This is a genomic window from Streptomyces sp. NPDC051567 (assembly GCF_044454165.1).
GTDB lineage: Bacteria > Actinomycetota > Actinomycetes > Streptomycetales > Streptomycetaceae > Streptomyces.
The window spans coordinates 20844-43302 of sequence record NZ_JBITDK010000016.1; the positions used below are offsets into that span (position 1 = coordinate 20844).

23 protein-coding genes are annotated in these 22459 nt (G+C 71.9%); 11 read left to right on the forward strand and 12 right to left on the reverse strand.

What is annotated here, in order from left to right; translation table 11 throughout:
* Positions 1-23 precede the first annotated feature (23 nt).
* The 4 genes from ACIA5F_RS18785 to ACIA5F_RS18800 all read right to left on the reverse strand — a co-directional run bounded on the left by ACIA5F_RS18785 (position 24) and on the right by ACIA5F_RS18800 (position 1570).
* Positions 24-212, reverse strand: a complete 189-nt coding sequence (locus ACIA5F_RS18785; protein ID WP_399354269.1) for a DUF397 domain-containing protein — start codon at positions 210-212, stop codon at positions 24-26.
* Positions 213-246: 34 nt separating this feature from the next.
* Positions 247-447, reverse strand: a complete 201-nt coding sequence (locus ACIA5F_RS18790) for a DUF397 domain-containing protein (protein WP_399354271.1) — start codon at positions 445-447, stop codon at positions 247-249.
* Positions 448-596: 149 nt separating this feature from the next.
* Complete coding sequence (locus tag ACIA5F_RS18795; RefSeq protein WP_399354273.1) at positions 597-785, reverse strand: DUF397 domain-containing protein; 189 nt, start codon at positions 783-785, stop codon at positions 597-599.
* On the reverse strand, positions 782-1570 hold the full coding sequence (locus ACIA5F_RS18800) for a Scr1 family TA system antitoxin-like transcriptional regulator (RefSeq protein WP_399354275.1): 789 nt from the start codon (positions 1568-1570) through the stop codon (positions 782-784). Before ACIA5F_RS18800 ends, ACIA5F_RS18795 begins: the two co-directional genes overlap by 4 nt.
* A 254-nt stretch (positions 1571-1824) precedes the next feature.
* On the opposite strand from ACIA5F_RS18800, the gene ACIA5F_RS18805 reads away from it, so the two are divergent.
* Both ACIA5F_RS18805 and ACIA5F_RS18810 read left to right on the forward strand, forming a co-directional pair.
* On the forward strand, positions 1825-2259 hold the full coding sequence (locus ACIA5F_RS18805; RefSeq protein WP_399354277.1) for an ATP-binding protein: 435 nt from the start codon (positions 1825-1827) through the stop codon (positions 2257-2259).
* Positions 2260-2536: 277 nt separating this feature from the next.
* Positions 2537-3241 (forward strand): GDSL-type esterase/lipase family protein, encoded by a 705-nt coding sequence (locus tag ACIA5F_RS18810; protein WP_399354279.1) that lies wholly within the window; start codon positions 2537-2539, stop codon positions 3239-3241.
* A gap of 48 nt (positions 3242-3289) precedes the next feature.
* Here ACIA5F_RS18810 and ACIA5F_RS18815 read toward each other — a convergent pair whose 3' ends face one another.
* The gene (locus ACIA5F_RS18815) at positions 3290-4174 is read right to left on the reverse strand and encodes an alpha/beta fold hydrolase (protein WP_399354280.1); all 885 of its coding nucleotides are present in this window, start codon (positions 4172-4174) and stop codon (positions 3290-3292) included.
* A gap of 299 nt (positions 4175-4473) precedes the next feature.
* On the opposite strand from ACIA5F_RS18815, the gene ACIA5F_RS18820 reads away from it, so the two are divergent.
* Positions 4474-5346 carry an alpha/beta hydrolase gene (locus ACIA5F_RS18820; protein ID WP_399354281.1) on the forward strand — a complete coding sequence of 291 codons (873 nt, stop codon included), beginning with the start codon at positions 4474-4476 and terminating at the stop codon, positions 5344-5346.
* A gap of 159 nt (positions 5347-5505) precedes the next feature.
* Entirely contained in the window at positions 5506-6498 is a 993-nt protein-coding gene (locus tag ACIA5F_RS18825; RefSeq protein WP_399354283.1) for an aldo/keto reductase, read from the forward strand.
* Between the two features lie 422 nt (positions 6499-6920).
* On the opposite strand, the gene thpR is transcribed toward ACIA5F_RS18825, so the two are convergent.
* From thpR to ACIA5F_RS18840, 3 genes are all read right to left on the reverse strand, one after another.
* On the reverse strand, positions 6921-7589 hold the full coding sequence (gene thpR / locus ACIA5F_RS18830) for an RNA 2',3'-cyclic phosphodiesterase (RefSeq protein ID WP_399354285.1): 669 nt from the start codon (positions 7587-7589) through the stop codon (positions 6921-6923).
* 164 nt (positions 7590-7753) lie between these two features.
* The gene (locus ACIA5F_RS18835; protein WP_399354287.1) at positions 7754-9016 is read right to left on the reverse strand and encodes an MFS transporter; all 1263 of its coding nucleotides are present in this window, start codon (positions 9014-9016) and stop codon (positions 7754-7756) included.
* A 301-nt stretch (positions 9017-9317) separates the two neighbouring features.
* Positions 9318-9755, reverse strand: coding sequence for a MarR family winged helix-turn-helix transcriptional regulator (locus tag ACIA5F_RS18840; RefSeq protein ID WP_399354289.1), 438 nt, complete (start codon positions 9753-9755; stop codon positions 9318-9320).
* 130 nt (positions 9756-9885) lie between these two features.
* On the opposite strand from ACIA5F_RS18840, the gene ACIA5F_RS18845 reads away from it, so the two are divergent.
* Positions 9886-10068: a ribbon-helix-helix protein, CopG family gene (locus ACIA5F_RS18845; protein WP_399354291.1), complete on the forward strand. Its 183-nt coding sequence runs from the start codon at positions 9886-9888 to the stop codon at positions 10066-10068.
* A gap of 83 nt (positions 10069-10151) precedes the next feature.
* On the opposite strand, the gene ACIA5F_RS18850 is transcribed toward ACIA5F_RS18845, so the two are convergent.
* Positions 10152-11612 carry an NCS2 family permease gene (locus ACIA5F_RS18850; protein WP_399354293.1) on the reverse strand — a complete coding sequence of 487 codons (1461 nt, stop codon included), beginning with the start codon at positions 11610-11612 and terminating at the stop codon, positions 10152-10154.
* Between the two features lie 199 nt (positions 11613-11811).
* Between ACIA5F_RS18850 and ACIA5F_RS18855 the strand changes: the two genes are divergently transcribed.
* From ACIA5F_RS18855 to ACIA5F_RS18875, 5 genes are all read left to right on the forward strand, one after another.
* A complete protein-coding gene (locus ACIA5F_RS18855; protein ID WP_399354295.1) occupies positions 11812-12171 on the forward strand; it encodes a DUF2530 domain-containing protein in 360 nt (119 codons plus the stop codon).
* 121 nt (positions 12172-12292) lie between these two features.
* On the forward strand, positions 12293-14767 hold the full coding sequence (locus ACIA5F_RS18860) for a cation-translocating P-type ATPase (RefSeq protein ID WP_399354297.1): 2475 nt from the start codon (positions 12293-12295) through the stop codon (positions 14765-14767).
* Between the two features lie 13 nt (positions 14768-14780).
* A complete protein-coding gene (locus tag ACIA5F_RS18865; RefSeq protein ID WP_399354298.1) occupies positions 14781-15068 on the forward strand; it encodes a hypothetical protein in 288 nt (95 codons plus the stop codon).
* On the forward strand, positions 15065-15508 hold the full coding sequence (locus ACIA5F_RS18870; RefSeq protein WP_399354300.1) for a hypothetical protein: 444 nt from the start codon (positions 15065-15067) through the stop codon (positions 15506-15508). Before ACIA5F_RS18865 ends, ACIA5F_RS18870 begins: the two co-directional genes overlap by 4 nt.
* A gap of 137 nt (positions 15509-15645) precedes the next feature.
* Entirely contained in the window at positions 15646-16089 is a 444-nt protein-coding gene (locus ACIA5F_RS18875; RefSeq protein ID WP_399354302.1) for a hypothetical protein, read from the forward strand.
* Between the two features lie 82 nt (positions 16090-16171).
* Here the strand turns inward: ACIA5F_RS18875 and ACIA5F_RS18880 are convergent, their stop codons facing one another.
* Positions 16172-19465, reverse strand: a complete 3294-nt coding sequence (locus ACIA5F_RS18880) for a molecular chaperone Hsp90 (protein WP_399354304.1) — start codon at positions 19463-19465, stop codon at positions 16172-16174.
* 175 nt (positions 19466-19640) lie between these two features.
* Positions 19641-20573 (reverse strand): hypothetical protein, encoded by a 933-nt coding sequence (locus tag ACIA5F_RS18885; RefSeq protein ID WP_399354306.1) that lies wholly within the window; start codon positions 20571-20573, stop codon positions 19641-19643.
* A gap of 247 nt (positions 20574-20820) precedes the next feature.
* On the opposite strand from ACIA5F_RS18885, the gene ACIA5F_RS18890 reads away from it, so the two are divergent.
* Entirely contained in the window at positions 20821-20961 is a 141-nt protein-coding gene (locus ACIA5F_RS18890) for a hypothetical protein (RefSeq protein WP_399354308.1), read from the forward strand.
* Between the two features lie 202 nt (positions 20962-21163).
* Here ACIA5F_RS18890 and serC read toward each other — a convergent pair whose 3' ends face one another.
* Positions 21164-22282 (reverse strand): phosphoserine transaminase, encoded by a 1119-nt coding sequence (serC, locus tag ACIA5F_RS18895; protein WP_399354310.1) that lies wholly within the window; start codon positions 22280-22282, stop codon positions 21164-21166.
* Positions 22283-22459: the final 177 nt, after the last annotated feature.

Here is a 22459-nt window from a genome sequence, read left to right on the forward strand (position 1 = left end):
TGCGATGGCTCGTAGGGAGAGGGTCAGCCGTCTGCGCGGGCCATGCCGACGAAGTCGGTCCAGGCGGTGGGGGAGAGGGCGAGGACGGGGCTGTCGGTCAGCTTGCTGTCGCGGACGCGGATGCCGGTCCGGGTGTCGTTGGCCACCTCGATGCACGCATCGTTGGTGTTGCCGCTGTAGGTGCTCTTGTGCCAGGCCAGGGCGTCGGTCATGGGTGATCCTTTGCGATGGCTCGTAGGGAGAGGGTCAGCCGTCTGCGCGGGCCATGCCGACGAAGTCGGTCCAGGCGGTGGGGGAGAGGGCGAGGACGGGGCTGTCGGTGAGCTTGCTGTCGCGGACGGGGATGGTGCCGGTGGTCGTCGCGGAGGTGGGGGACCACTCGACGCAGTTGTCGCGGTCACCGCTGTAGCTGGACTTGACCCACTGGTGAGAAGAAGAAGCGCTCATGCCAGGCTCCGCATCTGCTCTGTGGCCGTGCCGGATGGACGGCTGTGGCCGTTCGTGGCGGCAGGTTAGCCAATGGTGTCGGCAGCCGTGCCGGGAACGGCGGAACCCCACCGGAGAGAGTTACCGGTGGGGTTCCGTGGGGTGCGGGGTCAGCCGTCCGTGCGGGCCATTCCGACGAAGTCGGTGAAGGCTGCGGGGGAGACCGTCAGGATCGGGCTGTCGGTCAGCTTGCTGTCCCGGACGCGGATGCCGGTCCGGGTGTCGTCGGCCACCTCGATGCAGTCGTCGCGGTTACCGCTGTAGGTGCTCTTGTGCCAGGTGAGCGGATGCATAGTCATGTGTGCTTCCCCAGTGTTTCCCGGATGATCTCTTCTGACTTGCCTGGCCCAAGGGCCTCTGCGTGGAGCCGATCATAGACCTTCTGATACCTCTCCACGTCGTCTGCGTCCTGCATGAACCAACCGGTATCGAAGCCTTCGGTATAGGCGGCTCGCTCACCTGTGGGGGAGGTGAGAAGGCTGATGGAACCAGGGATGGAAGGGGCCCCGGTCGGCAGGATCTGGATGTGGATGTTCGGTTGCGTGATGTCCTTCAGCAGCTTCTCGATCTGGTCGCGCAGGACTGCCCGGGAGCCGATTGCCGTGGTCAGCGCGGACTCGGCCAGCACGACCCACAGCCAGGGCGCGTTGGAGCCAGCTAGAACCTCCTGCCGTTCAAGCCGCTGGTCCACAGCCGCATCGATGTCTGTCAGCCCGTCAGGATCTGCGGCGTGCATGATGGCGCGGGCGTACTCCGGTGTTTGGAGCAGCCCAGGCACGATGAGGGAGAACGTCCTTATCGTCTTGGCCTTCCGCTGCTTGATCAGGAACGGCACCGCGTAGTCCCTGAACGACTCGTTTCTGAGCAGCGGATACAGCTCCAGGAGGGCTCCTCCCGCGTTCAGGACCTGCTCAAGGCGCTGGACCATCTCCCGGTTCGGGGGATCGGTGCCCAGCTCCATCTTGGTCACCCGGTTGCCCGTGACGAAGAGCCTGCTGGCCAGTTCGTCGGGCGACCAGCCGTGCGTGTCGCGCAAAGCGCGGATCTTCGCCCCCAGCAGCCCGGCTGCGGTGGTCTTGTCCAAGTCTTTCCGAGGTCGTGCCACAACCGCCCCTCACACTCGTTTTGGAGCTTGCGGGCTCTGCATATTGAACCCTCTTTTCAGCGTAGCGAGTTGGGGCCAGCCTTGGTGCCGGAAGTCCTGTAATTCCACGAAGATGGGAAAGGGCCGGGTTACCGAACATGAGCGCGAGCGGTATGGGTGGCAGGGACAGTTCCGGGGTGGGTTCTGAGGTGGGGGTCGGTTGTGCTGTGGAGCGGGGGGCTTTCTATCGGTTGATGCCGGAGGTGGAGGGGGCGGTGGTGGATGCCGGGCCGCCTGCTCTGGCGGACTGTGCGCGGCGGTTCGGGGCGACGCCTCGGGGGGCTCGTCTGGCGCGGCGGTTTGCGGTGCGGCGGTTGGAGGGGTGGGGGGTGGCCGTGAGGTCGGAAGACTCTGACGCGGTGGTGGTCATCGTGGCTGAGCTGGTGGCGAATGCGGTGACGCACGGGCGGGTGCAGGGGCGGGACTTCGAGTTGCGGATGGTGCTGGATGAGGGCGGCGTGCGGGTGGAGGTGACGGATGCGCGGCGGGAGGCGGTGCCCCGGATCGGGGTGCGGACGTTGGAGGAGAACGGGCGGGGGCTTCTTCTGGTGGACGCGCTTTCTTCTGGCTGGGGGGTGTCGGACCGGGTGATCGGGAAGACGGTGTGGGCGGTGCGGAAGTTCGAGTGAGTTCGGGGTCTTGGTGTGGGTTCGGATTCCATCCCAGGGGTTGCGGGAATTCTGTTCGGCAGGTGCATGTAAACCAGCAGGTTCAGGTAATCCGCATGCCGAATCCCCTCCCACCCCCGGTGCTGCGCCCTGCGGCACCCCCATCCACCCAGGGTCGTGTTTCACGTGAAACACGACCCTGGTTTCACGTGAAACATCGCCCGCCGCCGTGCGGGCGTCCGTGTCGGGTGTCCTGCGTCACAGGGGGTGTGGGCCCGCGATCCGCGATGATGGCCCGATGCGTTTCATGTTCGTCGGCGACTCCATGACCATCGGGCGCGCCGGCGACTACACCTGGCGCTACCGGATGTGGCAGCACCTCAATGCCACCTTCGGCGGCCCCTACAAGATCGTCGGCCCGCGCTGCGAGGTGTTCGACACCTTCGCGTCCGAGCCCACCAGCCACGACTACGCCGACCCGGGCTTCCCGGACCACGCCCGCCGCCACCTGGCCGGCTGGGGCGAGGGCTGGTACCACCTGGCCCCGCTCGTCGGGCCCGCCGTCCGCGCCGCCAAGGCGGACGTCCTGCTCGTCTCTCTCGGCCTGATCGACCTCGGCTTCTACACCGGCGCCGAGGACACCGCCGCCAACGCCCGCCGCTTCATCGCCGAGGCCCGCGCGACCCGGCCCGGTATCCGGATGGTGCTGATGCCGGTGATCCCGAACGTCCGGGCCCAGGACGACGAGCCCTTCGCGGCCGAGGTCGCGCGCTTCAACGAGCTGCTGGCGAAGGCGGTCGCCGACCTGTCGACCGAGGCGTCACCGCTCCTGCTGGCCGCGCGCCCGTCCTCGTACGAGGTCCACCACGACACCTACGACGGCACGCACCCCAACGCCTCCGGCGAACACCGGCTGGCGGGGGAGTTCGCGGCCGTCCTCCACCAGGCGTGGGGCATCGGCGGCCCCTACCGCCCCGACCGGGACCGCGACCGGGACCGGTAGTCCGTACCGACAGCCCGTGCCGGTACGGGCCACCGGTACGGCGGTGCCTCAGGGGAGGTCGGCGAGGAAGTCGAGGACGGCCCGGTTGAGGGCGGGGGCGTTCTCCTCGTGCATGACGTGGGAGGCGTCCGGGATGTCGGTCTGCCGGGCGTGGGGGAGCAGCTCGGTGAGGCGGTCGGCGAGACGGTGCAGGACGGGGGAGCTGTGTTCCCCGGTCACCACCAGCGCGGGTGCCCGGACGGACCGGACCTCGTCATGGCCCAGGGGCGGGAACCCGGCCCCGAACAGGCCCGCCTTGAGGGCGCCGAGGTTCTCCCGCATCTGGGGGAACCGCCCGGCGGGCAGCCGCTCGTACGCCCACGGGTCGAGGACGCCGTGCAGGAAGAGGGCCATGGCCTCCTCGTCCTGCCCGGCCTTGAACTTCTCCGCGACCCGGTCCACGGTGCCCTTGCCGAAGGAGACGAGGGAGGCCAGCGTGCGGGGCCGGGCCAGCAGCCTGACCAGCTCCCCCGCCCTGGGCGGGTCACTGAGGTAGACCGGGACGACCGGGGGCTCCTCCAGCACGAGGCTCCGTACCACCCCGGGGTGGCGGATCGCGGTGAGGAGACAGATGAACGCGCCCCAGGAGTTGCCGACCAGGTGCGCCGGAGCCGCGTTCGTGGCGTGCAGGAACGCGACGAGATCCGTCACGTGCGGGTCCATCGGATTCGGGGTGCCCGCGGGGATGTCCGGATTGGGGCGGGCGTAGCGGCGGCTGTAGGCGAGGGCGCGGTACGCGGGGGAGAACGCGGGAAGCTGCTGCTCCCAGGTGCGCAGGTCGCTCAGGTCGCCGTGCACGAACACCACCGGCGCACCCCGGCCCTCCTCGCGGTAGGCGAGGCTCACCCCGTCGACGGTGGCGGACTTGAGGTCCGCGAGGCCGGGGAAGGTCATGACGTGTCCCTCTCCTCCTGTGATCGTGCGCCGTGCGGCAGCCGCGCGGCTGCCGCAGGGGCAGGGGCGGGGGCAGGGGCCTGACCGGCGCGGAGCCCCTTCCCGTCCTCCCCGTTTCCCGGTCCTACCGGCTCGTACGCGCCGGACGACGACGCCGCGCGGGCCGGCCGCACCCCCTGTGGACGGCGATCACCTGGACGGGCCAGGGATTTCACTCTTCTGCCCCTGCGGGAGCGCGGACGCGGCCGGACCGGCCGACGCTGAGGCGACAGCCTTTCCCGAGCGGAAGAGAGACCCTCATGGCTGTGTCCCCCTCCTCCCGTGCGCGGCGCCGCCGCACGGCGCGCGCGGGCGCCCTGGCCGTGGTGCTGACGGCGTCCGTGCTCGCCACGAGCCCCGCACTGGCCGACGACGACCCCTCCAGCAGTCAGAGCGCCGGCCCCACCGGCGGCGCCAAGCCGACGGTGGTCCTCGTCCACGGCGCGTTCGCGGACGCGTCCGGCTGGAACGACGTGGTCGAGCGGCTCCAGGGCCAGGGTTACCAGGTCGTCGCCCCGCCGAACCCGCTGCGCGGGGTGCTCAGCGACTCCACCTACGTCGCGTCGGTCCTCAAGTCGATCAAGGGCCCGATCGTGCTCGCCGGTCACTCCTACGGCGGCGCCGTCATCAGTCAGGCGGCGGCCGGGAACAAGAACGTCAAGGCGCTGGTGTACGTGTCGGCGTTCATGCCGGACGTGGGCGAGAACCCCGCCACGCTGTCCACGAAGTTCAAGGGCAGCGACCTCGGGACCGCGCTCCGGCCGGTCCCCTACACGGACGGGACGGGCAGCGGCACGGACCTCTACATCCAGAACGACAAGTTCCACGCCGTGTTCGCCGCCGACCTCCCCGAGGGCCAGACCCGGATCATGGCGGTCGAACAGCGGCCCGTCGCCCAGGCAGGGTTCGGGCAGAACGCGACGAAGGCGGCGTGGAAGACCATCCCGTCGTGGTTCATCGTGGCCAAGAACGACAAGGCCATCGCCCCGGACCTGGAGCGTTTCGAGGCCAAGCGGGCCAAGTCGCACACCGTCGAGATCGACTCCTCGCACGTGGCGATGATGTCCCACCCGGACGTCGTCACCGACCAGATCCTCGACGCCGCCCGCACCACGGCCGGCGCCCCGAGGTAGCGGAACCGGGGCAGCGGCCCCACCGGCCCGGGGGTGCCGTACGTCCGGACGTACGGCACCCCCGGGCCTCCTCTTTCAGGCCGGACCGGCAGCGGTGACGCGCCCTTCGCCGGAGGGTGTCTTGCTTCGAGTCCACTCGAACCAGTTGGGTAGGTCCCCATGAAGTACACACAGCTCGGACGCACCGGCCTCAAGGTCAGCCGACTCGTGCTCGGCACCATGAACTTCGGACCCATGACCGGGGAACCCGAGAGCCACGCGCTCATGGACGCGGCCCTCGAAGCCGGCATCAACTACGTCGACACCGCGAACGTCTACGGCTGGGGTGAGAACCGGGGCCGCACCGAGGAGATCATCGGCACCTGGTTCGCGCAGGGCGGCGCCCGCCGGGACAAGGTGGTGCTCGCCACCAAGGTCTACGGCAACATGGCCGCCTCCGAGGGCCCGAGCTGGCCCAACCACGACAAGCTCTCGGCGCTGAACATCCGCCGGGCCGTCGAGGCCAGCCTCACCCGGCTGAAGACCGACCACATCGACATCTACCAGTTCCACCACGTGGACCGGAACACCCCGTTCGAAGAGATCTGGCAGGCCATCGAGGTCCTGGTCCAGCAGGGCAAGATCCTCTACGCGGGCTCCTCCAACTTCCCCGGCTGGAAGATCGCCCAGGCCAACGAGGCCGCGGCGCGCTCCGGCCGGCTGGGGCTGGTCAGCGAACAGTGCCTCTACAACCTCGCGGAGCGGCGCGCGGAGATGGAGGTCATCCCGGCCGCCGAGGCGTACGGGCTCGGCGTCATCCCGTGGTCCCCGCTCCACGGCGGCCTGCTGGGCGGTGCCATCCGCAAGTCCGGCGAACCGGGCCGCTCGGGCGAGGGCCGCTCGGCGGAGGCGCTGGCCAACAGTGCCGTACGGACGCAGGTGCAGGCGTACGAGGACCTGCTGGACAAGCACGGCCTGGAGCCGGGCGAGGTCGCCCTGGCCTGGCTGCTGACCCGCCCCGGGATCACCGGGCCGATCGTCGGCCCGCGTACGCCGGAGCAGCTCGCGTCCGCGCTGCGGGCGGTGGAACTGGAACTCCCGGAGGAGCTCCTCACCTCCCTGGACGAGATCTTCCCCGGCCCGGGGCCGTCGCCGGAGGCGTTCGCCTGGTAGACCGCAGGCCCGGCCCCGCGGTGGCCCGGCCCCGCGGTGGCCCGGAGCTTTCGGTGGCCGGACCTGCCGGGGGTCCGGGGGCCGGGGGTCGTCCCCGGGCGGGCACGGTCCCGGCCCGGGTCCGTCGCGGGAGGCGTTCGCCCGGTAGGTGGTGGTGGGGCTGTGCACTGCCGTGCCGTGTCGTGCGGTGCTGCGCCGTGCTGCCGGGGGTCCGCCGTGGCGGGCCCCCGGCAGCACGGGAGCCCCGGGCCGGGCCGGCGGGCTACTGGCCCGTGGCCGCCGCGACGGCCACGACGAGGAACATGATCACGAGCACGCCCGCCATGACGCGGTTTCTGGTCTTGGGATTCACTGTTCGAGCGTAACGCGGCCGGGCCCGTCCCCCGTACGGAGGGGCCCCGCACCCCGTACGGAGGAGCGGCTCAGCCGCCCAGGGGCCAGGCCACGAGGGTCTCGTAACGCGGCTCCCCGCCGATGTGGCTGTGGACGAGACGGATCTCGGCGGCAGGCCAGGCGGAGCCCTCGAACCCGGCGAGGGCTTCGAGGTACGGGCGCAGGGCGGCGCTGGTGCCTGCCTCGGTCCCGGCCTTGGCCTCGGTGGAGGCCCCGGCCCCGGCTTCGGACGAGGTCCCGGCGCCCGGCTCCTCCCCCGACCAGGCTTCGGCGCGGTTGCTGTCACGGCTGCGGGCCAGGGTCAGGTGCGGCGTGTACCGGCGGGGCTGTTCCATCGGCACCCCGGCCCGCCGGGCGGCGGCGTCGGCCCGTTCGGCGAGTATCCGCAGCCCGTCGAGGTCACCGGCGACGCCCGCCCACAGGGCGCGGCCCCCGAAGTGCCCGCAGCCGTGCAGCCGCAGGGCGAAGGGGGCCGTCTCCAGGGCGGCGCGCGCCAGCCGCGCGCGCAGCTCGGGGAGCACCTCGTCCCGTACCTCGCCGAGGAAGGCGAGGGTGAGGTGCCAGCCCGCCTCGGGCGACCAGCGCAGCCGGGAGTCCCGTACCGCCCGTTCCTCCTGACCCGCCCGTGCCTCCCGCAGGGCCTCGGCCAGCTCGGTGACGACGGTCTCGGGAGGTACTACGGCGACGAAGAGTCTCATACGGGGACCATAGCCACCGGCGGCCTCCCCCGGCCGGGGACAGGCCGCCGGTGGACAGGCCGCCGGGCCGGGGAGCCGGTGGCGGTGGCGGGGCCCGGCGCCGGTGGCCGGGCCCCGCCGTCGCCCCGCTGAGCCGTCCGTCCGCTACGCCGTACGCCCGCCCGCTACGCCGCCGCGACGAGGTCGCGGCGGTTCGGGGACGGGACGAACGTGACGCCGCGACGGCCGACCCGCAGGCGGAGGTTGCCCACCCGGGCCAGGATCACCGCGATCGTCAGGGCGGCGGCCAGCGAGATCGCGCCCCCGGCGGCCATGCCGATCCGCGCGCCGTAGCTGTCCGTGATCCAGCCCAGCAGCGGGGCGCCCAGGGGCGCGCCACCGGTGAACACCATCATGAACAGGGCCATGACCCGGCCGCGCATCTCCGGGTCGGTCGCCATCTGGACGCTGGAGTTGGCCGTGACGTTCACGGTCAGGCCGAACACCCCGATCGGGACGAGCAGCACCGCGAAGAGCCACAGCCCCGGCGCGAAGGCCGTCACGATCAGCAGCGCCGAGAACAGCACGGCCGCCACGACCAGCAGCCGCAGCCGGGAGTGCCCGCGCCGGGCCGCGAGCAGGGCGCCCGCGAGGGAACCCGCCGCGATCAGCGTGTTGAAGAACCCGTAGGTGCCCGCGTCCCCGTGGAAGACCTCGCTGACGAAGGCCGACAGCCAGATCGGGAAGTTGAACCCGAAGGTGCCGATGAAGCCCACCAGCGCGATCGGCCAGATCAGCTCGGGACGCCCGGCCACGTAGCGCAGGCCCTCCCTCAACTGGCCCTTGGCGCGCGGCTGGACCTCGGCCCGGTGCAGTTCGTGCGTGCGCATCAGCAGCAGGCCGGCGATGGGCGCGGCGAACGACAGGCCGTTCAGCAGGAAGGCCCAGCCGGAGCCGACGGCGGTGATCAGGACACCGGCGACGGCCGGGCCGATCAGCCGCGCGGACTGGAAGTTGGCCGAGTTCAGGCTGACGGCGTTGGCCAGCTGGTCCTTGCCGACCATCTCGGAGACGAACGTCTGCCGGGCCGGGTTGTCCACGACGGTGACCAGGCCGAGCAGGAAGGCGGCGAGGTAGACGTGCCAGACCTGGACGTTCCCCGCGAGGGTGAGCACGGCGAGGGCGATGCCGGTCAGGCCCATCGCGCTCTGGGTGACGATCAGCAGGGGCCGCTTGGGCAGCCGGTCGGCGAGAACGCCACCGTAGAGGCCGAACAGCAGCATCGGCAGGAACTGCAGGGCGATGGTGATGCCGACGGCGGAGGCGGAGCCGGTCAGGGAGAGGACCAGCCAGTCCTGGGCGATGCGCTGCATCCAGGTACCGGTGTTCGAGACGGCCTGACCCGTCGCGAAGAGCCGGTAGTTCCGGATCTTCAGGGAGCTGAACATCGAGTTCTTGCTCCGGGCGGTGGTGCGTGTGGCGCCGGTGGTGCTGGCAGAACGAGCAGGACCGGAAGCCCTGGCAGGACCGGCAGTGCTGGCGGCACGGGTGTCGCTGGTGTCACGGGTACCGCTGGTGTCACGTATGCCGCTGGTGGTGCTGTCGGCGCCGGGGGTTCCGGGGGTGGCAGGGGTGCCAGGGGTTCCGGTGGGTCTGTCGGCGCCGGTCGTGTCGGGGGTGGGTAGGTTGCCGGGTGCGGAGTCTGCTCCGTTTCCCGTACTCAAAAGCGTCGCCTCCTGGCGTCGGTGGTCACAGGTGCGCGAGCTTCTCCAGCACAGGAGCGGCCTCGCGCAGTTTGGCCCATTCGTCTTCGGTCAGTTCGGCCGCGAGCCCGGCCAGGAAGGCGTTGCGCTTGCGGCGGCTCTCTTCGAGCATCGCCTCGGCTTCCTCGGTCTGGCTGACCACCTTCTGGCGGCGGTCGTCGGGGTGCGGCTCCAGCGTGACCAGTCCCTTGGCCTCCAGCAGCGCGACGATGCGCGTCATCGACGGCGGCTGGACGTGCTCCCGTCGGGCCAGCTCACCCGGGGTGGCCTGGCCGCAGCGGGCGAGGGTGCCGAGGACCGACATCTCGGTCGGGCTCAGCGATTCGTCGACGCGCTGGTGCTTCAGGCGCCGGCCCAGCCGCATGACGGCGGAGCGGAGATCGTTCACAGCGGCAGCGTCGTCGCCATGGGAAAGGTCAGACATGTCTTTAGAGTAACTCATTACTCTTCCTAAGGAACACCGGTATATCTCGTCACTCGTACGGGTGAGCCGGCTGCGGAAAGCGACGCGTGCCGGAGCCCGGTGGCCCGACCCTGTCGCCATGGGGACACCTGTGAGTACACATGTGCTGAGCCTGCGCATGGACGGAGAACTCCTCGACCGGCTCCGCAGCCATGCCGCCAAACGCGGAATGAGCGTCCAGGACTATGTGGTCCGGACGCTCATTCGCGACGACTTCGACGAGCGCTTCAAGGCGGCGGTCGACGAGACGGAGGAGTTCTACGGGCGCACGTGAGGCGGTGGGTGCGTGCGCCCGTAGCGAGGGGTGGGGCTGGGGGGACGGGGGGTGTCGGCCGGGTGGGTGCGGCCGGGGCGGGTCTACGTGAGGCCGAGCGCCGGCATCGCGTAGTAGAAGACGAACACCGCCGAGACGACGTACATGGCCACCGGGACCTCGCGGCCCCGGCCCGTCGCCAGCCGCAGCGCGCAGAAGCTCACGAAGCCGACGCCGATGCCGTTGGTGATCGAGTAGGTGAAGGGCATCGTCACCATGGCCAGGAAGGCCGGGACGGCGATGGTGAAGTCGCTCCAGTCGATGTCCCGGACCGAGCCCGCCATGATCAGGAAGCCGACCGCCACGAGGGCGGGGGTGGCCGCCTGGGAGGGGACCATGGTGGCGAGCGGGGTGAGGAAGAGCGCCACGGCGAAGAGCCCGCCGGTCACCACGTTCGCCAGGCCCGTACGGGCGCCCTCGCCGACACCGGCGGTGGACTCCACGAAACAGGTGGTCGCGGAGGACGAGGTCGCGCCGCCCGAGGCGACGGCCAGGCCGTCGACCAGCAGGACCCGGTTGATGCCGGGGAAGTTGCCGTCCTTGTCCATCAGCTTGGCCTCGTCGCCGACGCCCAGGATGGTGCCCATCGCGTCGAAGAAGCAGGACAGCAGCACGGTGAAGACGAAGAGGATGCCGGTCAGCACCCCGACCTTCCCGAAGCCGCCGAAGAGGCTGACCTGGCCGACGAGCCCGAAGTCGGGCGCGGCCACCGGGTTGCCCGGCCACTCGGGGACGGTGAGGCCCCAGGCGGTGGGCTCCAGCTCGGTGACGAGCTGGACGACGACCGCGACGACGGTCATGACCACGATGGAGATCAGGATCGCGCCGGGAGCCTTGCGGATCAGCAGGGCCAGGGTCAGCAGCACGCCGACGACGAAGATCAGGACGGGCCAGCCGTGCAGGTGGCCGTCCGAGCCGAGCTGGATCGGGACCGTGGTGTGCGCGGCGTCCGGGATGCGGGAGACGAAGCCCGAGTCGACCAGGCCGATCAGCATGATGAACAGGCCGATGCCGATCGCGATGCCCTTGCGCACGCCCAGCGGGACGGCGTTCATCACCCGCTCGCGCAGGCCGGTGGCGACGAGCAGCATCACCACGAAGCCGGCCAGGACCACCATGCCCATGGCGTCGGGCCAGCTCATCCGGGGGGCGAGCTGGAGGGCGACGACGGTGTTGACGCCGAGTCCGGCGGCCAGCGCGATCGGGACGTTGCCGATGACGCCCATGAGGAGGGTGGAGAAGGCGGCCGTCAGGACGGTGGCGGTGACGAGCTGGCCGCCGTCGAGCTGGTTCCCGTACATGTCCTTCGCGCTGCCCAGGATGATCGGGTTCAGCACGATGATGTAGGCCATCGCGAAGAAGGTCGCGAGACCGCCGCGGACCTCGCGGCCGATGGTCGAGCCACGCTCGGAGATCTTGAAGTAGCGGTCCAGCCCCGAGGTTCCGTGGGGGGCGGGGTCCGGGGAGACGGACGCGGGGGCGGGGGTCGGAGCCGGGGTGCTCATACCGTCCTCATTTGTATATTCATACGAAGAAAATGGGCCACGCCCAAACCGTTTCAGTATGAACACATGAAGGAAGAGCCGTCCATCTCCGCGCGTAGACCCGTGCGGGCACTGGCCGGAACCCGCCCGGGACGAGTCCGGAACCCACGGCGAACCCGCCCGGAACCAGCCCGGAACCAGCCCGCACTAGACTTGACGCATGGCGAAATGGACTGCGAAGCACGAGGCTCCCGAGCCCCTTGAGGGCCCGGTCGTCGCGACCGTCACGGGCGGCACGATCCTCTGGTTCGTCCTCTTCCTCGTCCAGCTCCCCTTCTACGGGTGGTTCGCCGACCGGGGCCAGCTCTGGTGGGTCTGGACCTGCGCGGCCGGCGGCTTCCTCGGCCTGATCGGCATCTGGTACGTCCGCGGCCGGGACGCGGCCCTCAAGCGGCACGCGGCCGAACACGCGGAAGCCGAACGCGCGGAAGCGGCGGGTGCGGCCGAACACGCGGAAGCCGCGGGTCCGGAGGCCGGGGCCGTCGACCCCGGGCGTGGCCCCGGGGCCGGACCGGCGTAGCCCTGACGTAGCCCTGGCGCGGCCCCGGGCCCGACTCAGGGACGATTCCCCGTCATCCCGTAGTCGGATCTTCGGTCTTCTCGGCGGGTGAACCGACCCCGCTCCCTCTACCGTCGGAAGCATGACGCAGCGGGCGAAGACCGAATCGGATGGACCGGAGCCGGGCGGCGGGGCCGTCGGCGCGGCCGGGCCCGCCATCGACGCGGGGTCCGAGCTGGACCCCGTACATCCGGTCCGGCCCCCCGCGCCCCGGTTCAGGCCGGGCGGTCTGACCACCGCCGAGGTCGCCGAACGCGTCGCGCGCGGAGCCGTCAACGACGTCCCCGTCCGCTCCTCGCGCTCCACCTCCGAGATCGTCCGCGCCAACGTCTTCACCCGGTTCAACGCGATCATCGGCGTGCTCTGGGCGGTCATGCTGGTCGTCGCGCCGATCCAGGACAGCCTCTTCGGCTTCGTGATCATCGCGAACACCGGCATCGGCATCATCCAGGAACTGCGCGCCAAGAAGACCCTCGACGGCCTCGCCGTCATCGGCGAGGCCAAACCCAGCGTCCGCCGCGACGGCAGGCCCGCCGAGATCTCCACCTCCGAGATCGTCCTCGGCGACGTCATCGAACTCGGCCCCGGCGACAAGGTGGTCGTCGACGGCACGGTCGGCGAGGCCGACGGCCTGGAGATCGACGAGTCGCTGCTCACCGGCGAGGCCGACCCCGTCCTGAAGAAGCCCGGCGACCCGGTCATGTCCGGCTCGTTCGTCGTCGCGGGCGGCGGCGCCTTCACCGCCACCAAGGTCGGCCGCGAGGCGTACGCCGCGCAGCTCGCCGAGGAGGCGTCCCGCTTCACGCTCGTCCACTCCGAGCTGCGCTCCGGTATCTCCACCATCCTCAAGTACGTCACCTGGATGATGGTCCCGACCTCGATCGGCCTCATCGTCAGCCAGCTGATCGTCAAGGACAACAACCTCAAGGACTCCATCGCCCGGACCGTCGGCGGCATCGTCCCGATGATCCCCGAGGGGCTCGTCCTGCTCACCTCCGTGGCCTTCGCGATCGGCGTGATCCGCCTCGGCCGCAAGCAGTGCCTGGTGCAGGAGCTGCCCGCCATCGAGGGCCTCGCCCGGGTCGACGTGGTCTGCCTCGACAAGACCGGCACCCTCACCGAGGGCGGCATGGACATCACCGAGGTCCGCCCGCTGGGCGGCGCGGACCCGGCGTACGTCACGAAGGTGCTCGGCGCGCTCGGCACCTCCGACCCGCGCCCCAACGCCAGCCTCCAGGCCATCATCGACGCCTACCCGGACGGTTCGCGGTGGCGCTGCACCGGGTCCCTGCCGTTCTCCTCCGCCCGCAAGTACAGCGGCGCCGCGTTCAGCGAGAGCGACGGCGGGACCAGCACCTGGCTGCTGGGCGCCCCCGACGTCCTCCTCCCGGCCGGGGACCCGGCGCTGGCGGAGATCGACGAGCTGAACGAGGAGGGGCTGCGCGTCCTGCTGCTGGCCCGCTCCGCCGGGGAGCTGGACGACGAGACCGTCGCCGCCGGGGCCCTGCCCACCGCCCTGGTCGTGCTGGAGCAGCGGCTGCGCCCCGACGCCGCCGACACGCTGCGCTACTTCGCGGAGCAGGGCGTCAGGACGAAGGTCATCTCCGGCGACAACGCCGTCTCGGTCGGGGCGGTCGCCGGGAAGCTGGGGATGCCGGGCGCGCGCAACACCGTCGACGCGCGCCGGCTGCCCACCGGCCAGGAGGAGATGGCCCGGGTCCTGGAGGAGAACGCGGTCTTCGGCCGGGTCACCCCGCAGCAGAAGCGCGACATGGTCGCCGCCCTCCAGTCCCGGGGCCACACCGTCGCCATGACGGGTGACGGCGTCAACGACGTGCTCGCGCTCAAGGACGCGGACATCGGCGTCGCCATGGGGTCGGGCTCCGAGGCCACCCGCGCGGTCGCGCAGATCGTGCTGCTGAACAACAGCTTCTCCACCCTCCCCTCGGTGGTCGCCGAGGGCCGCCGGGTCATCGGCAACATCACCCGGGTCGCGACCCTCTTCCTGACGAAGACGGTCTACTCGGTGCTGCTGGCCGTCCTGGTGGTCTGCTCGCAGGTGGAGTACCCGTTCCTGCCGCGCCACCTGACGCTGCTCTCCACGCTGACCATCGGCATCCCGGCCTTCTTCCTGGCGCTGGCCCCCAACAAGGAGCGGGCCAGGCCGCACTTCGTGAAGCGGGTGATGCGGTACGCGATCCCGGGCGGCGTGATCGCGGCGACGGCGACCTTCGTGACGTACCTGATCGCCCGGCACCAGTACACGGGCGTGGACTCCCTCAAGGCCGAGACCAGCGCGGCGACGCTGACGCTCTTCCTGACCTCCATGTGGGTGCTGTCGATCATCGCCCGCCCGTACACGTGGTGGCGGGTGGCCCTGGTGGGCGCGATGGGCCTCGCGTTCCTGATCGTGCTGGTCGTGCCCTGGTTGCAGGAGTTCTTCCAACTCAAGCTGGAGGGCGTCACGATGCCGTGGATCGCGGTGGGGGTAGCGGCGACTGCCGCGATGCTGATTGAATTCACCTTCAGGTGGGTTGACCGCAGGTTCCCGGCGTAGCCATACTTCTCATATGGCAACTAAGAAGGTCACCATCACCTTGCCTGAAGAGGTGCTGGAGTACATCAAGGAACGGGTGGACGGGCGCGGTGTCTCCGCGTACGTCACGGCCGCCGTCGAACACCGGGTCGCCATGGACAAGCTCGGCGAGCTGTCCGACCTGTTGGAGGAGGAGTACGGCCCGCTCACCGAGGAGGAGCTGCGGGCCGCGCGGGACCGGATCGACGCCATCGACGCCAGACACGACGACCCGAGATCAGGACGCGAGGTACGCCCCGACGAGGGGAAGGCCGCCGCGTGACCCCCCGACCCAGCTTCGAGGCCGCCCGCCGGTCCCGGACGTACGTGCTCGACTGCGAGGCGCTCTCCAAGGCGGTACGCGGGGACCGGGCCGTCCTCGCCCTGCTCGCCGAGGCGCGGACCTGCGGAATCTCCGTCGTCACCTCGGCGCTCACCACCCTGGAGGCCTGGGACCCCCGCTCCGGGGTCAAGGCCAGGCTCTGGGACTGGACGCTCTCCCGCATCACCGTGGTGCACACCGATGACGACATCGTCGCCTCGGCCCGCGCCCTGATGAAGAACGCGGGCCTGCACGGGCACAAGTACGCCATCGACGCGGTCCTGGCCGCCGTCGCCCTGGCCGGGGCCCGGCGTGGCGGGCAGGTGACCGTCCTCACCTCCGACGTGGACGACCTGGAACGCCTCCTGGCCGGGCACCGCGTCGTGGTCGAACCCGTCTGACCGGACCGTACGCCCAACTGCGGCTCGTCCCGCCGCAGTTGGGCGTACGGCCGATCCCCTGTCACGAACCGGGAACAACAGGCCCCCGGGCGGTGGAAGCCTGGCAGCATCGGGCTCCACCGACCCGGGGGGTTCCCATGCGCGTGCGCGCCTTCACGATCACCGTTGCCGTCACCGCCCTGCTGGCCACCGCGTGCGGTTCGTCCCCGGGCGAGGAACTGGGCGACTGGTACACCTCGGGCGGCGAGAAGCAGATCAAGCAGATGGCGCAGGACGCCGGGCGGGTCAGCGAGGTGAGCATGCGCACGCTCGACGCGATCGGGACCGCCTGCCAGGACCTCACCGGGCACCTGCCCGCCGCCGAGGGCTTCGCCCCGATCCCCGACGAGACGGCCCAGAGTGCGTGGTCGAAGGCGCTCGCCGCGCTCCGCGCGGGCGCCGCCGAGTGCACGGCCGGGGCCGCCGCCCAGGACGAGGTGCGGGCAGGTGCCGGGGTCCGGACGATCCAGCGCGACGGCCTCGGCGTGCTGCCGGAGGTGACCTCCCGGATCAAGGCGCAGCTCGCCAGGGAGAAGAAGTAGCGCGCCCCCGCCCCGCCCGCCCCCACCACGACACGCCCTGGCCGCCCTGGCCGCCCCGGCCGGGGCGGCCAGGGCGGCCGGACTAGTCGAACCAGCGGTCGCGGGCCAGTTCCGCCGTGCGGGAGGGGTCCTCCAGAAGGGCCGCCACCTCGAAGCGGCGGGGCCACTGGCCCGCCGACCAGGCGAGACCGGCCGCCACGCCCTCCACGGTGGCCGCGTGGAGCGTGCCGTCGGGGGTGCGGCGCCAGTCCAGTTCGACGCCGCCCGCGATCAGCTCCTCGTGCTCGACGTAGTGCCGGGGCGCCGCCGGGCCCAGCAGCAGGAGCACGGACTCGGGCACCTCGTGCTCCTCGCCCGCCGTGGTGACCTGCGCCGGGACGGTCTCCGAGAGCCGCCGGACCTGGAGCAGCTCCGCCAGCTCCGCCGCGTGCGCCGGGGCCACCGGCAGCAGGGGCAGGCCCGCCGTCAGGGGGAGCAGGTCCGGGGCGTCGGCGACGACCGCGTCGGCCGCGTCCACCACCCGGACCTCGCCGTCCACCACCGCGCGCAGCTCGTCCGGGAGGGTGACCCGCGCCGGGTCCAGACCGGCCAGGGCCCCGTACAGGCCGTGCAGGCGGCCGGCCGTCACCTCGCGCTCCGGGTCGGCGAGGCGGGTCAGCAGCTCGGCCGCGCCACCGGGCTCGTCCAGCAGGGCGGGCACGGTGGTCCGTACGCCCAGGGCCCGCAGGACCTGTTCGTCGTCGAAGCCGGTGGCGTCCGCCGGGGTGTAGAGGCCCTCCAGCAGCGGGTCGCCGCCCGCCGCGCGCAGGCCCGCCGGGCGGCGGCCGTCGAGCACCGGGTGGTCGCGCAGCCACCAGGCGGTGTACGGGCGGACCGACTGCGTGGTGCCGTCCGGCAGCAGGACCCGCACGGGCTGGGTCAGGGCGTCGCGCAGCGGCGGCATCGCCAGCATCGCCAGCGCCTGGGGCCAGCAGTCGTCGTCGACGAGGTCGAGGTCGCGGACGGCGACCAGCTCGGTCGCCACCGGCGGCACCGGGGTGTGCGGCAGCTGGTCCAGGACGTCCTCGCACCACACGTCGACGGCGTCGAGCAGCCCCGCGTCGTCGGGCTCGGCGAAGTCCCCGTCGCGGGGCTCCAGTTCGTCCGGGTCCAGGACCACGTCCGTGGCGCGGACCAGCTGGAAGGTGGCCAGGACCCCGCAGGCGGTGAGCGGCTGCTCGCCCCACCTGGCCGCCAGCTCGCCGTCCACGTACGGGATCTCGTCCTCGCGGACCACCGAGGCCAGCGGGGAGCCCGGCAGCAGCAGTTCACCCGCCGGGGTCGGTTCGCCGTCCTCGTCGGGCAGGGCCAGCGCGCCCAGCCAGGGTTCGTCGCCCGGGGCCAGAGCGGCGTCCCGGACCAGGCCCAGGACCACCTCGGCCAGCTCGTCGGCGTCCAGCGCGTCCGAGTCCTCGTCCCAGATCTCGCCCGCGTCCAGCGAGGCCGCGACGGCCGCCCGCACCTGCGGGGTCGTCAGCACCGCGCGCGGGGTGGCCGGGAGGGCGCCGAGCCGCTCCAGCAGCGGGTGCGCCGCGTCCGGGTGGGCCACCTTCAGCCCCAGCCGGGCCAGCTCCGGCGGGGTGTGCGCGCCCGGGAGCAGCAGGTGGCGCGGGCCGATCGCGGTACGGCCGTCGGCCAGCGGCACGGGCAGCCCGGAGAGCCGGTCGGGGTCCACCCCGGCCAGGCTGTCGTAGAGCCGGTGCCACCAGTCGGGGGTGCGCTCGATGCCCGCGATCCGCTCGATGGCGTCGCCCAGCGGGAGCCGGCCGACGCCCAGGACGCGCAGCTCGGGGCGGCGCTCCAGGCCCGCCGGGAGCAGCGTCGGCAGGACCTCGGCGAGGACCCGTACGGTGTCGGCGCCCGCGCCCTCCACCACCTCGGCCTCGAAGGGCCGCAGCGCGGCCCGCTCCCCGGCCGACCCGCCCTGTCCGCCGGGCTCCCCGGGTTCGCCGGGTTCGCCGGGCTCCTCATGCGTGTCGGCCGGGGCCGCGGGGGCGAGGAAGGCGGTCCGGGGCAGCCGCTGGAGCACGGCCGCGCGCAGGGCCCCGTCCAGCTCGCCCTTGCCGAGCTGCCCCGGGACGAGGTCCACGAGCGCGGTGGTCACCGGGGACCAGGCGCCCAGCAGTTCGGCGTACGCGTCGGCCGCCCGCTCCACCAGGAAGTCGGTCAGCGGGCCGGGCGCGGGGTGGCGGCGGGCGGTGTCCAGCGGCAGGGTCGCGATGAGCAGGGCGGGGATGCCCAGCGGCTCGTCCGTCGGGGTCGGCGCGTGCACCACGGGCGCGGTGGCCGGGTGGACGGGCGCGCCCTCGGCGTCGACGGGCACGGCCCAGGAGACCGCCCAGAACGGCCGCAGCCGCTCCTCCACCGGCCGGTCGGCGAGGAGCGCGGGCGCCAGGGGGCCGCCGTGGCGGACGGTGCGCCAGCGCCGGGTGCCCGTACGGGAGTCCTCGACGACGGTGTACGGGCCGTCCTCGCGGCGGCGCAGGGTGCGGGCGCCGCCGTCCGGGGTCTCCACGACGACCTCGCGCAGCCCGGGGAGGGTCAGCAGCAGGGCGTCGTCGATGCCGTCCAGCAGCCGCCGCGCCAGCTCCCCGGCGGCGGCGTCGCGCAGCGGGAGGACCACGACGGTGTCGTACCCCTCGGGCGCGGTGCCCTCGGCGGGCAACGGGAGCCGCAGCAGCGGGACGTGGCCGTCGCGGCGGCGCAGCTCGTCGCCGAGGCCGGGGCTGCCGACGGCGGCGCCCCGGGCCAGTTCGCGGGCCTCGGCCAGGGACCAGCGGACCCCTCCGTGGCGGCCCAGCACGGCGGGCTCGTCGGAGACCGCGAGCACGGCCGCGAAGCCGACGCCGAACCGGCCGACGCTCTCCCAGGAACCGTTGGCGCCGTTGGCACTGCTGGCGCCGTTGGCACTGTTGGAGTCGCTGGAGCCGTCGCCGCCCGCCCCGCCCGCACCGGGGGCCCCGCCCGCACCACCGGGCCCGCCCGTCGCGTCGCGCTTCGCGGAGGCGCGCAGGGTGCTCAGCGACTCCACGCCCGTCGCGTCCAGCGGGGCACCGGTGTTGGCGACGGCCAGGACCGGGTGCCCGTCCTCGCCGGGGTGCAGGGTGAGCCGCAGCCGCCCGGGCACCCGGGCCCGCGCCGCCGCGTCGGCGGCGTTCTGCGCCAGCTCGACGACGAGCCGGTCACGGTAGCCGCCGAGGGCCAGGTCCTCCTCGGCGTTGGCGTCCTCCCGGAACCGGGCCGGGCCCGCGCCCCAGGCGTCGAGCACTCCGCGCCGCAGCCGTGCCGTACCGAAGGGGTCCACGCCACCCTGGGCCGCCGTCACTCGCACGCTCACGCCGCTGCCTCCAAGAATCGCCGGACCTCGTACTCTCCGGACCCCGAACTGCTGAAGGTATCGCGTACGGAGCCGCCGCCCGTCCATGAGGTGCGCCACCGCCCCGGCCCCCCCGGACCGGGACGCGCCGGAGCCCCCGCCGGCGGTGAGGCCGGCGGGGGCGTCGTGCGGGGTTTCAGCGCCGGCCGGTCCGGTATCGCAGCCACTCCAGGGCGGCAGCGGCGTGAACTGCCCTGGAGTGGCGCAGGAACGGAGCCCCCGGCGGATCGAGCATGAGAGAGGACCACGTCCAGTACCCCGCCAGTCCCACGGCGAACGCGGTCAGCACATCCGGTTCCGGCTGCGGCAGTCCTGCCACAGCCGCTTCAGCCTGTTCGGGTGTGTGTCCGCCGACGATCAGCGCGGGCACCAGAACAGCGGGGTCGATCCAGTCGGCTCCCCGGAAGCGGTACGCCCAGTCGATCAGGACGATGGGTCCGTCAGGCCGGCGGATCATGTTGTCCGGCCGGATGTCCCAGTGGACGAGGGTGTCTCCCGCGCAGTCCGCGTACTCGCGCTGCTCGGTCTCCACGAGGGCGGCCATGTGACGCACTGCCCACGGGTCGAGCGCTTCGGCTCCTTCCTCGACCAGGTCGGTCCACCCGGTGAACCATTTGGCGAGAATGTCCGGCAGTTGAACAGAAGGGTTCAGCGGACAGGGGGTGAGTACCTTCGCCGCCGACTCCATCGCGCCCACCACGGCTTCCACGTCCCCGCCGGGGCAGAAGAGCGGCTGCGTACCAGGAACGTCCTCCAGACACAGCAGCCACCACCCCATACCCTCGTGCGGGGCCGCCCACCACAGCAGCTCCGGCGCGATACCTGCCGGTAGTGCCGCGGTCACGGCGACCTCGTCCGCGTAGTGCGGCGCGAAGGGGTGCTCGTCGCCCATTCCCTTGAGGAACATCCGGCGGCCGTCCTTCAGCAGCAGCCGTGAGGCCAGACCCGGTGTGTAGCCGCCTCCGCAGGTCTGTGCTTCGGTGACGGGGGAGCCCATCTGATGTTCGACATACGCGCGTACGGTGTCCGGCAGTGACGCCCAGTCGGGACGTACGGAGGTGGCAGTCATCTGCGCCACTGTAGGGAAGACGCGGCTCATCCGTACGGACCTTTTCCGTGAAACCCGAGGAGCCGTGTCAGGCGGCCAGACGCTCCGTCCAGGACGTCGTCGGGCATGCGGTAGTTGACGAAGGGGTAGAAGCGCCGGCTGATGAACCGGCGCCCGTACGCGGTGGTCAGCAGGTACCGCGTGGTCTCCGATTCGTTGAGGGCACCACGGTGCCAGGTCTGACTGTTGACGAGGTAGACGTCTCCCGGTGAGACGAGCAGCGGCTGGAGTCTTCGAGCGACTCCCCGACAGCTACCGGCAGGGCCTGGTCCGCTCCCGCGCCGAGACCCTGCACCGGCGCCTCACCGGCCGGGCGCGGGGGCACCTCGGGGACGCCCTGACCGCCTGACGCAAAGCTGCACACCCCCTGTCCCTTCCTGGGGAATGCGTCCGAAGCGTCCAGAGTGTCCGGGAAGGCTTCGCTGCTGTTTCGTTCATCTCGGACGCTTGGGACGCTTGGGCAGCCCGAGTTTGTGGAGGGTCGGAAACACAAGAAGCCCCCGCCGGTCCCAAGATGAGGCCGGCGGGGGCTCCGGTGCGCGTGGTAACCGTCAGAGCTGCTCGATCACGTAGTCGACGCAGGCGGTCAGTGCCTGTACGTCCGCCGGGTCGATCGCCGGGAACATGGCGACCCGGAGCTGGTTGCGGCCGAGCTTGCGGTACGGATCGGTGTCCACGATGCCGTTGGCGCGCAGCACCTTGGCGACCGCCCCCGCGTCGACCTCGTCCGCGAAGTCGATCGTGCCGATGACGGAGGACCGCTTGGCGGGGTCCGTGACGAAGGGGGTCGCGTACTTCGACGCCTCGGCCCAGCCGTAGAGGTTGCGCGCGCTGGCCGCCGTACGGCCGGTCGCGAACTCCAGCCCGCCCTGGCCGTTGAGCCACTTCAGCTGCTGGTCGAGGAGGAAGAGCGTGGACAGCGCCGGGGTGTTGTACGTCTGGTTCTTCAGCGAGTTGTCGATCGCCGTCGGCAGCGAGAAGAACTCGGGGACGTGCCGGCCGGAGGCGTGCACGCGCTGCGCGCGTTCCAGGGCCGCCGGGGAGAACGCGGCGAGCCACAGGCCGCCGTCGGAGGCGAAGGACTTCTGCGGGGCGAAGTAGTAGACGTCGGTCTCGGTGATGTCCACGGGCAGACCGCCCGCGCCCGAGGTCGCGTCCACCAGAACGAGGGACCCGGCGTCGGCGCCCGCGACCCGCCGCAGCGGCGCGGCGACACCCGTGGAGGTCTCGTTGTGGGTGTACGCGTAGACGTCCGCACCGGCCTCGGCGACCGGCTCGGGGTGGGTGCCCGGCTCGGAGGAGATGACGGTCGGGGCGTCCAGCCACGGCGCGAGCTTCGCGGCCGTGGCGAACTTGGAGGAGAACTCACCGAAGGTCAGGTGCTGGGACTTCCGCTCGATCAGCCCGTGCGTCGCGATGTCCCAGAAGGCGGTGGAGCCGCCGTTGCCCAGGATCACCTCGTACCCCTCGGGGAGGGAGAAGAGGTCCCGGAGACCCTGACGCACCGAGCCGACCAGGTTCTTGACCGGGGCCTGGCGGTGCGAGGTTCCGAGCAGGGAGTTTCCGGTGGCGGCGAGGGCGTCCAGCGCCTCGGTCCGCACCTTGGAGGGGCCCGCGCCGAAGCGTCCGTCGGCGGGCTTGATGTCAGCGGGAATCTGGATCTCGGCCACGGTCGGAGCGTATCCCCTCCCCCCGGGCGCGGCGGAAGCCCGTCCACCGGATGAGACGCGTCGGTGGGATGGTGGGGAACGTGACGTCTCCTGAGGAACAGCGGCGCGAACCCGGCCGGGAACACGGCCCCGAACCCGTTCCCGAACCCGTTCCCGAACCCGGCCGCGAACCCGGCC

Excerpts from the sequence above, each read along its gene's own strand:
- ACIA5F_RS18785 (WP_399354269.1), bottom strand. The coding sequence starts at position 212 with ATGACCGACGCCCTGGCCTGGCACAAGAGCACCTACAGCGGCAACACC.
- ACIA5F_RS18790 (WP_399354271.1), bottom strand. The coding sequence starts at position 447 with ATGAGCGCTTCTTCTTCTCACCAGTGGGTCAAGTCCAGCTACAGCGGT.
- ACIA5F_RS18795 (WP_399354273.1), bottom strand. The coding sequence starts at position 785 with ATGACTATGCATCCGCTCACCTGGCACAAGAGCACCTACAGCGGTAAC.
- ACIA5F_RS18805 (WP_399354277.1), top strand. The coding sequence starts at position 1,825 with ATGCCGGAGGTGGAGGGGGCGGTGGTGGATGCCGGGCCGCCTGCTCTG.
- ACIA5F_RS18810 (WP_399354279.1), top strand. The coding sequence starts at position 2,537 with ATGCGTTTCATGTTCGTCGGCGACTCCATGACCATCGGGCGCGCCGGC.
- ACIA5F_RS18815 (WP_399354280.1), bottom strand. The coding sequence starts at position 4,174 with ATGACCTTCCCCGGCCTCGCGGACCTCAAGTCCGCCACCGTCGACGGG.
- ACIA5F_RS18820 (WP_399354281.1), top strand. The coding sequence starts at position 4,474 with ATGGCTGTGTCCCCCTCCTCCCGTGCGCGGCGCCGCCGCACGGCGCGC.
- ACIA5F_RS18825 (WP_399354283.1), top strand. The coding sequence starts at position 5,506 with ATGAAGTACACACAGCTCGGACGCACCGGCCTCAAGGTCAGCCGACTC.
- thpR (WP_399354285.1), bottom strand. The coding sequence starts at position 7,589 with ATGAGACTCTTCGTCGCCGTAGTACCTCCCGAGACCGTCGTCACCGAG.
- ACIA5F_RS18835 (WP_399354287.1), bottom strand. The coding sequence starts at position 9,016 with ATGTTCAGCTCCCTGAAGATCCGGAACTACCGGCTCTTCGCGACGGGT.
- ACIA5F_RS18840 (WP_399354289.1), bottom strand. The coding sequence starts at position 9,755 with ATGTCTGACCTTTCCCATGGCGACGACGCTGCCGCTGTGAACGATCTC.
- ACIA5F_RS18850 (WP_399354293.1), bottom strand. The coding sequence starts at position 11,612 with ATGAGCACCCCGGCTCCGACCCCCGCCCCCGCGTCCGTCTCCCCGGAC.
- ACIA5F_RS18855 (WP_399354295.1), top strand. The coding sequence starts at position 11,812 with ATGGCGAAATGGACTGCGAAGCACGAGGCTCCCGAGCCCCTTGAGGGC.
- ACIA5F_RS18860 (WP_399354297.1), top strand. The coding sequence starts at position 12,293 with ATGACGCAGCGGGCGAAGACCGAATCGGATGGACCGGAGCCGGGCGGC.
- ACIA5F_RS18865 (WP_399354298.1), top strand. The coding sequence starts at position 14,781 with ATGGCAACTAAGAAGGTCACCATCACCTTGCCTGAAGAGGTGCTGGAG.
- ACIA5F_RS18875 (WP_399354302.1), top strand. The coding sequence starts at position 15,646 with ATGCGCGTGCGCGCCTTCACGATCACCGTTGCCGTCACCGCCCTGCTG.
- ACIA5F_RS18885 (WP_399354306.1), bottom strand. The coding sequence starts at position 20,573 with ATGACTGCCACCTCCGTACGTCCCGACTGGGCGTCACTGCCGGACACC.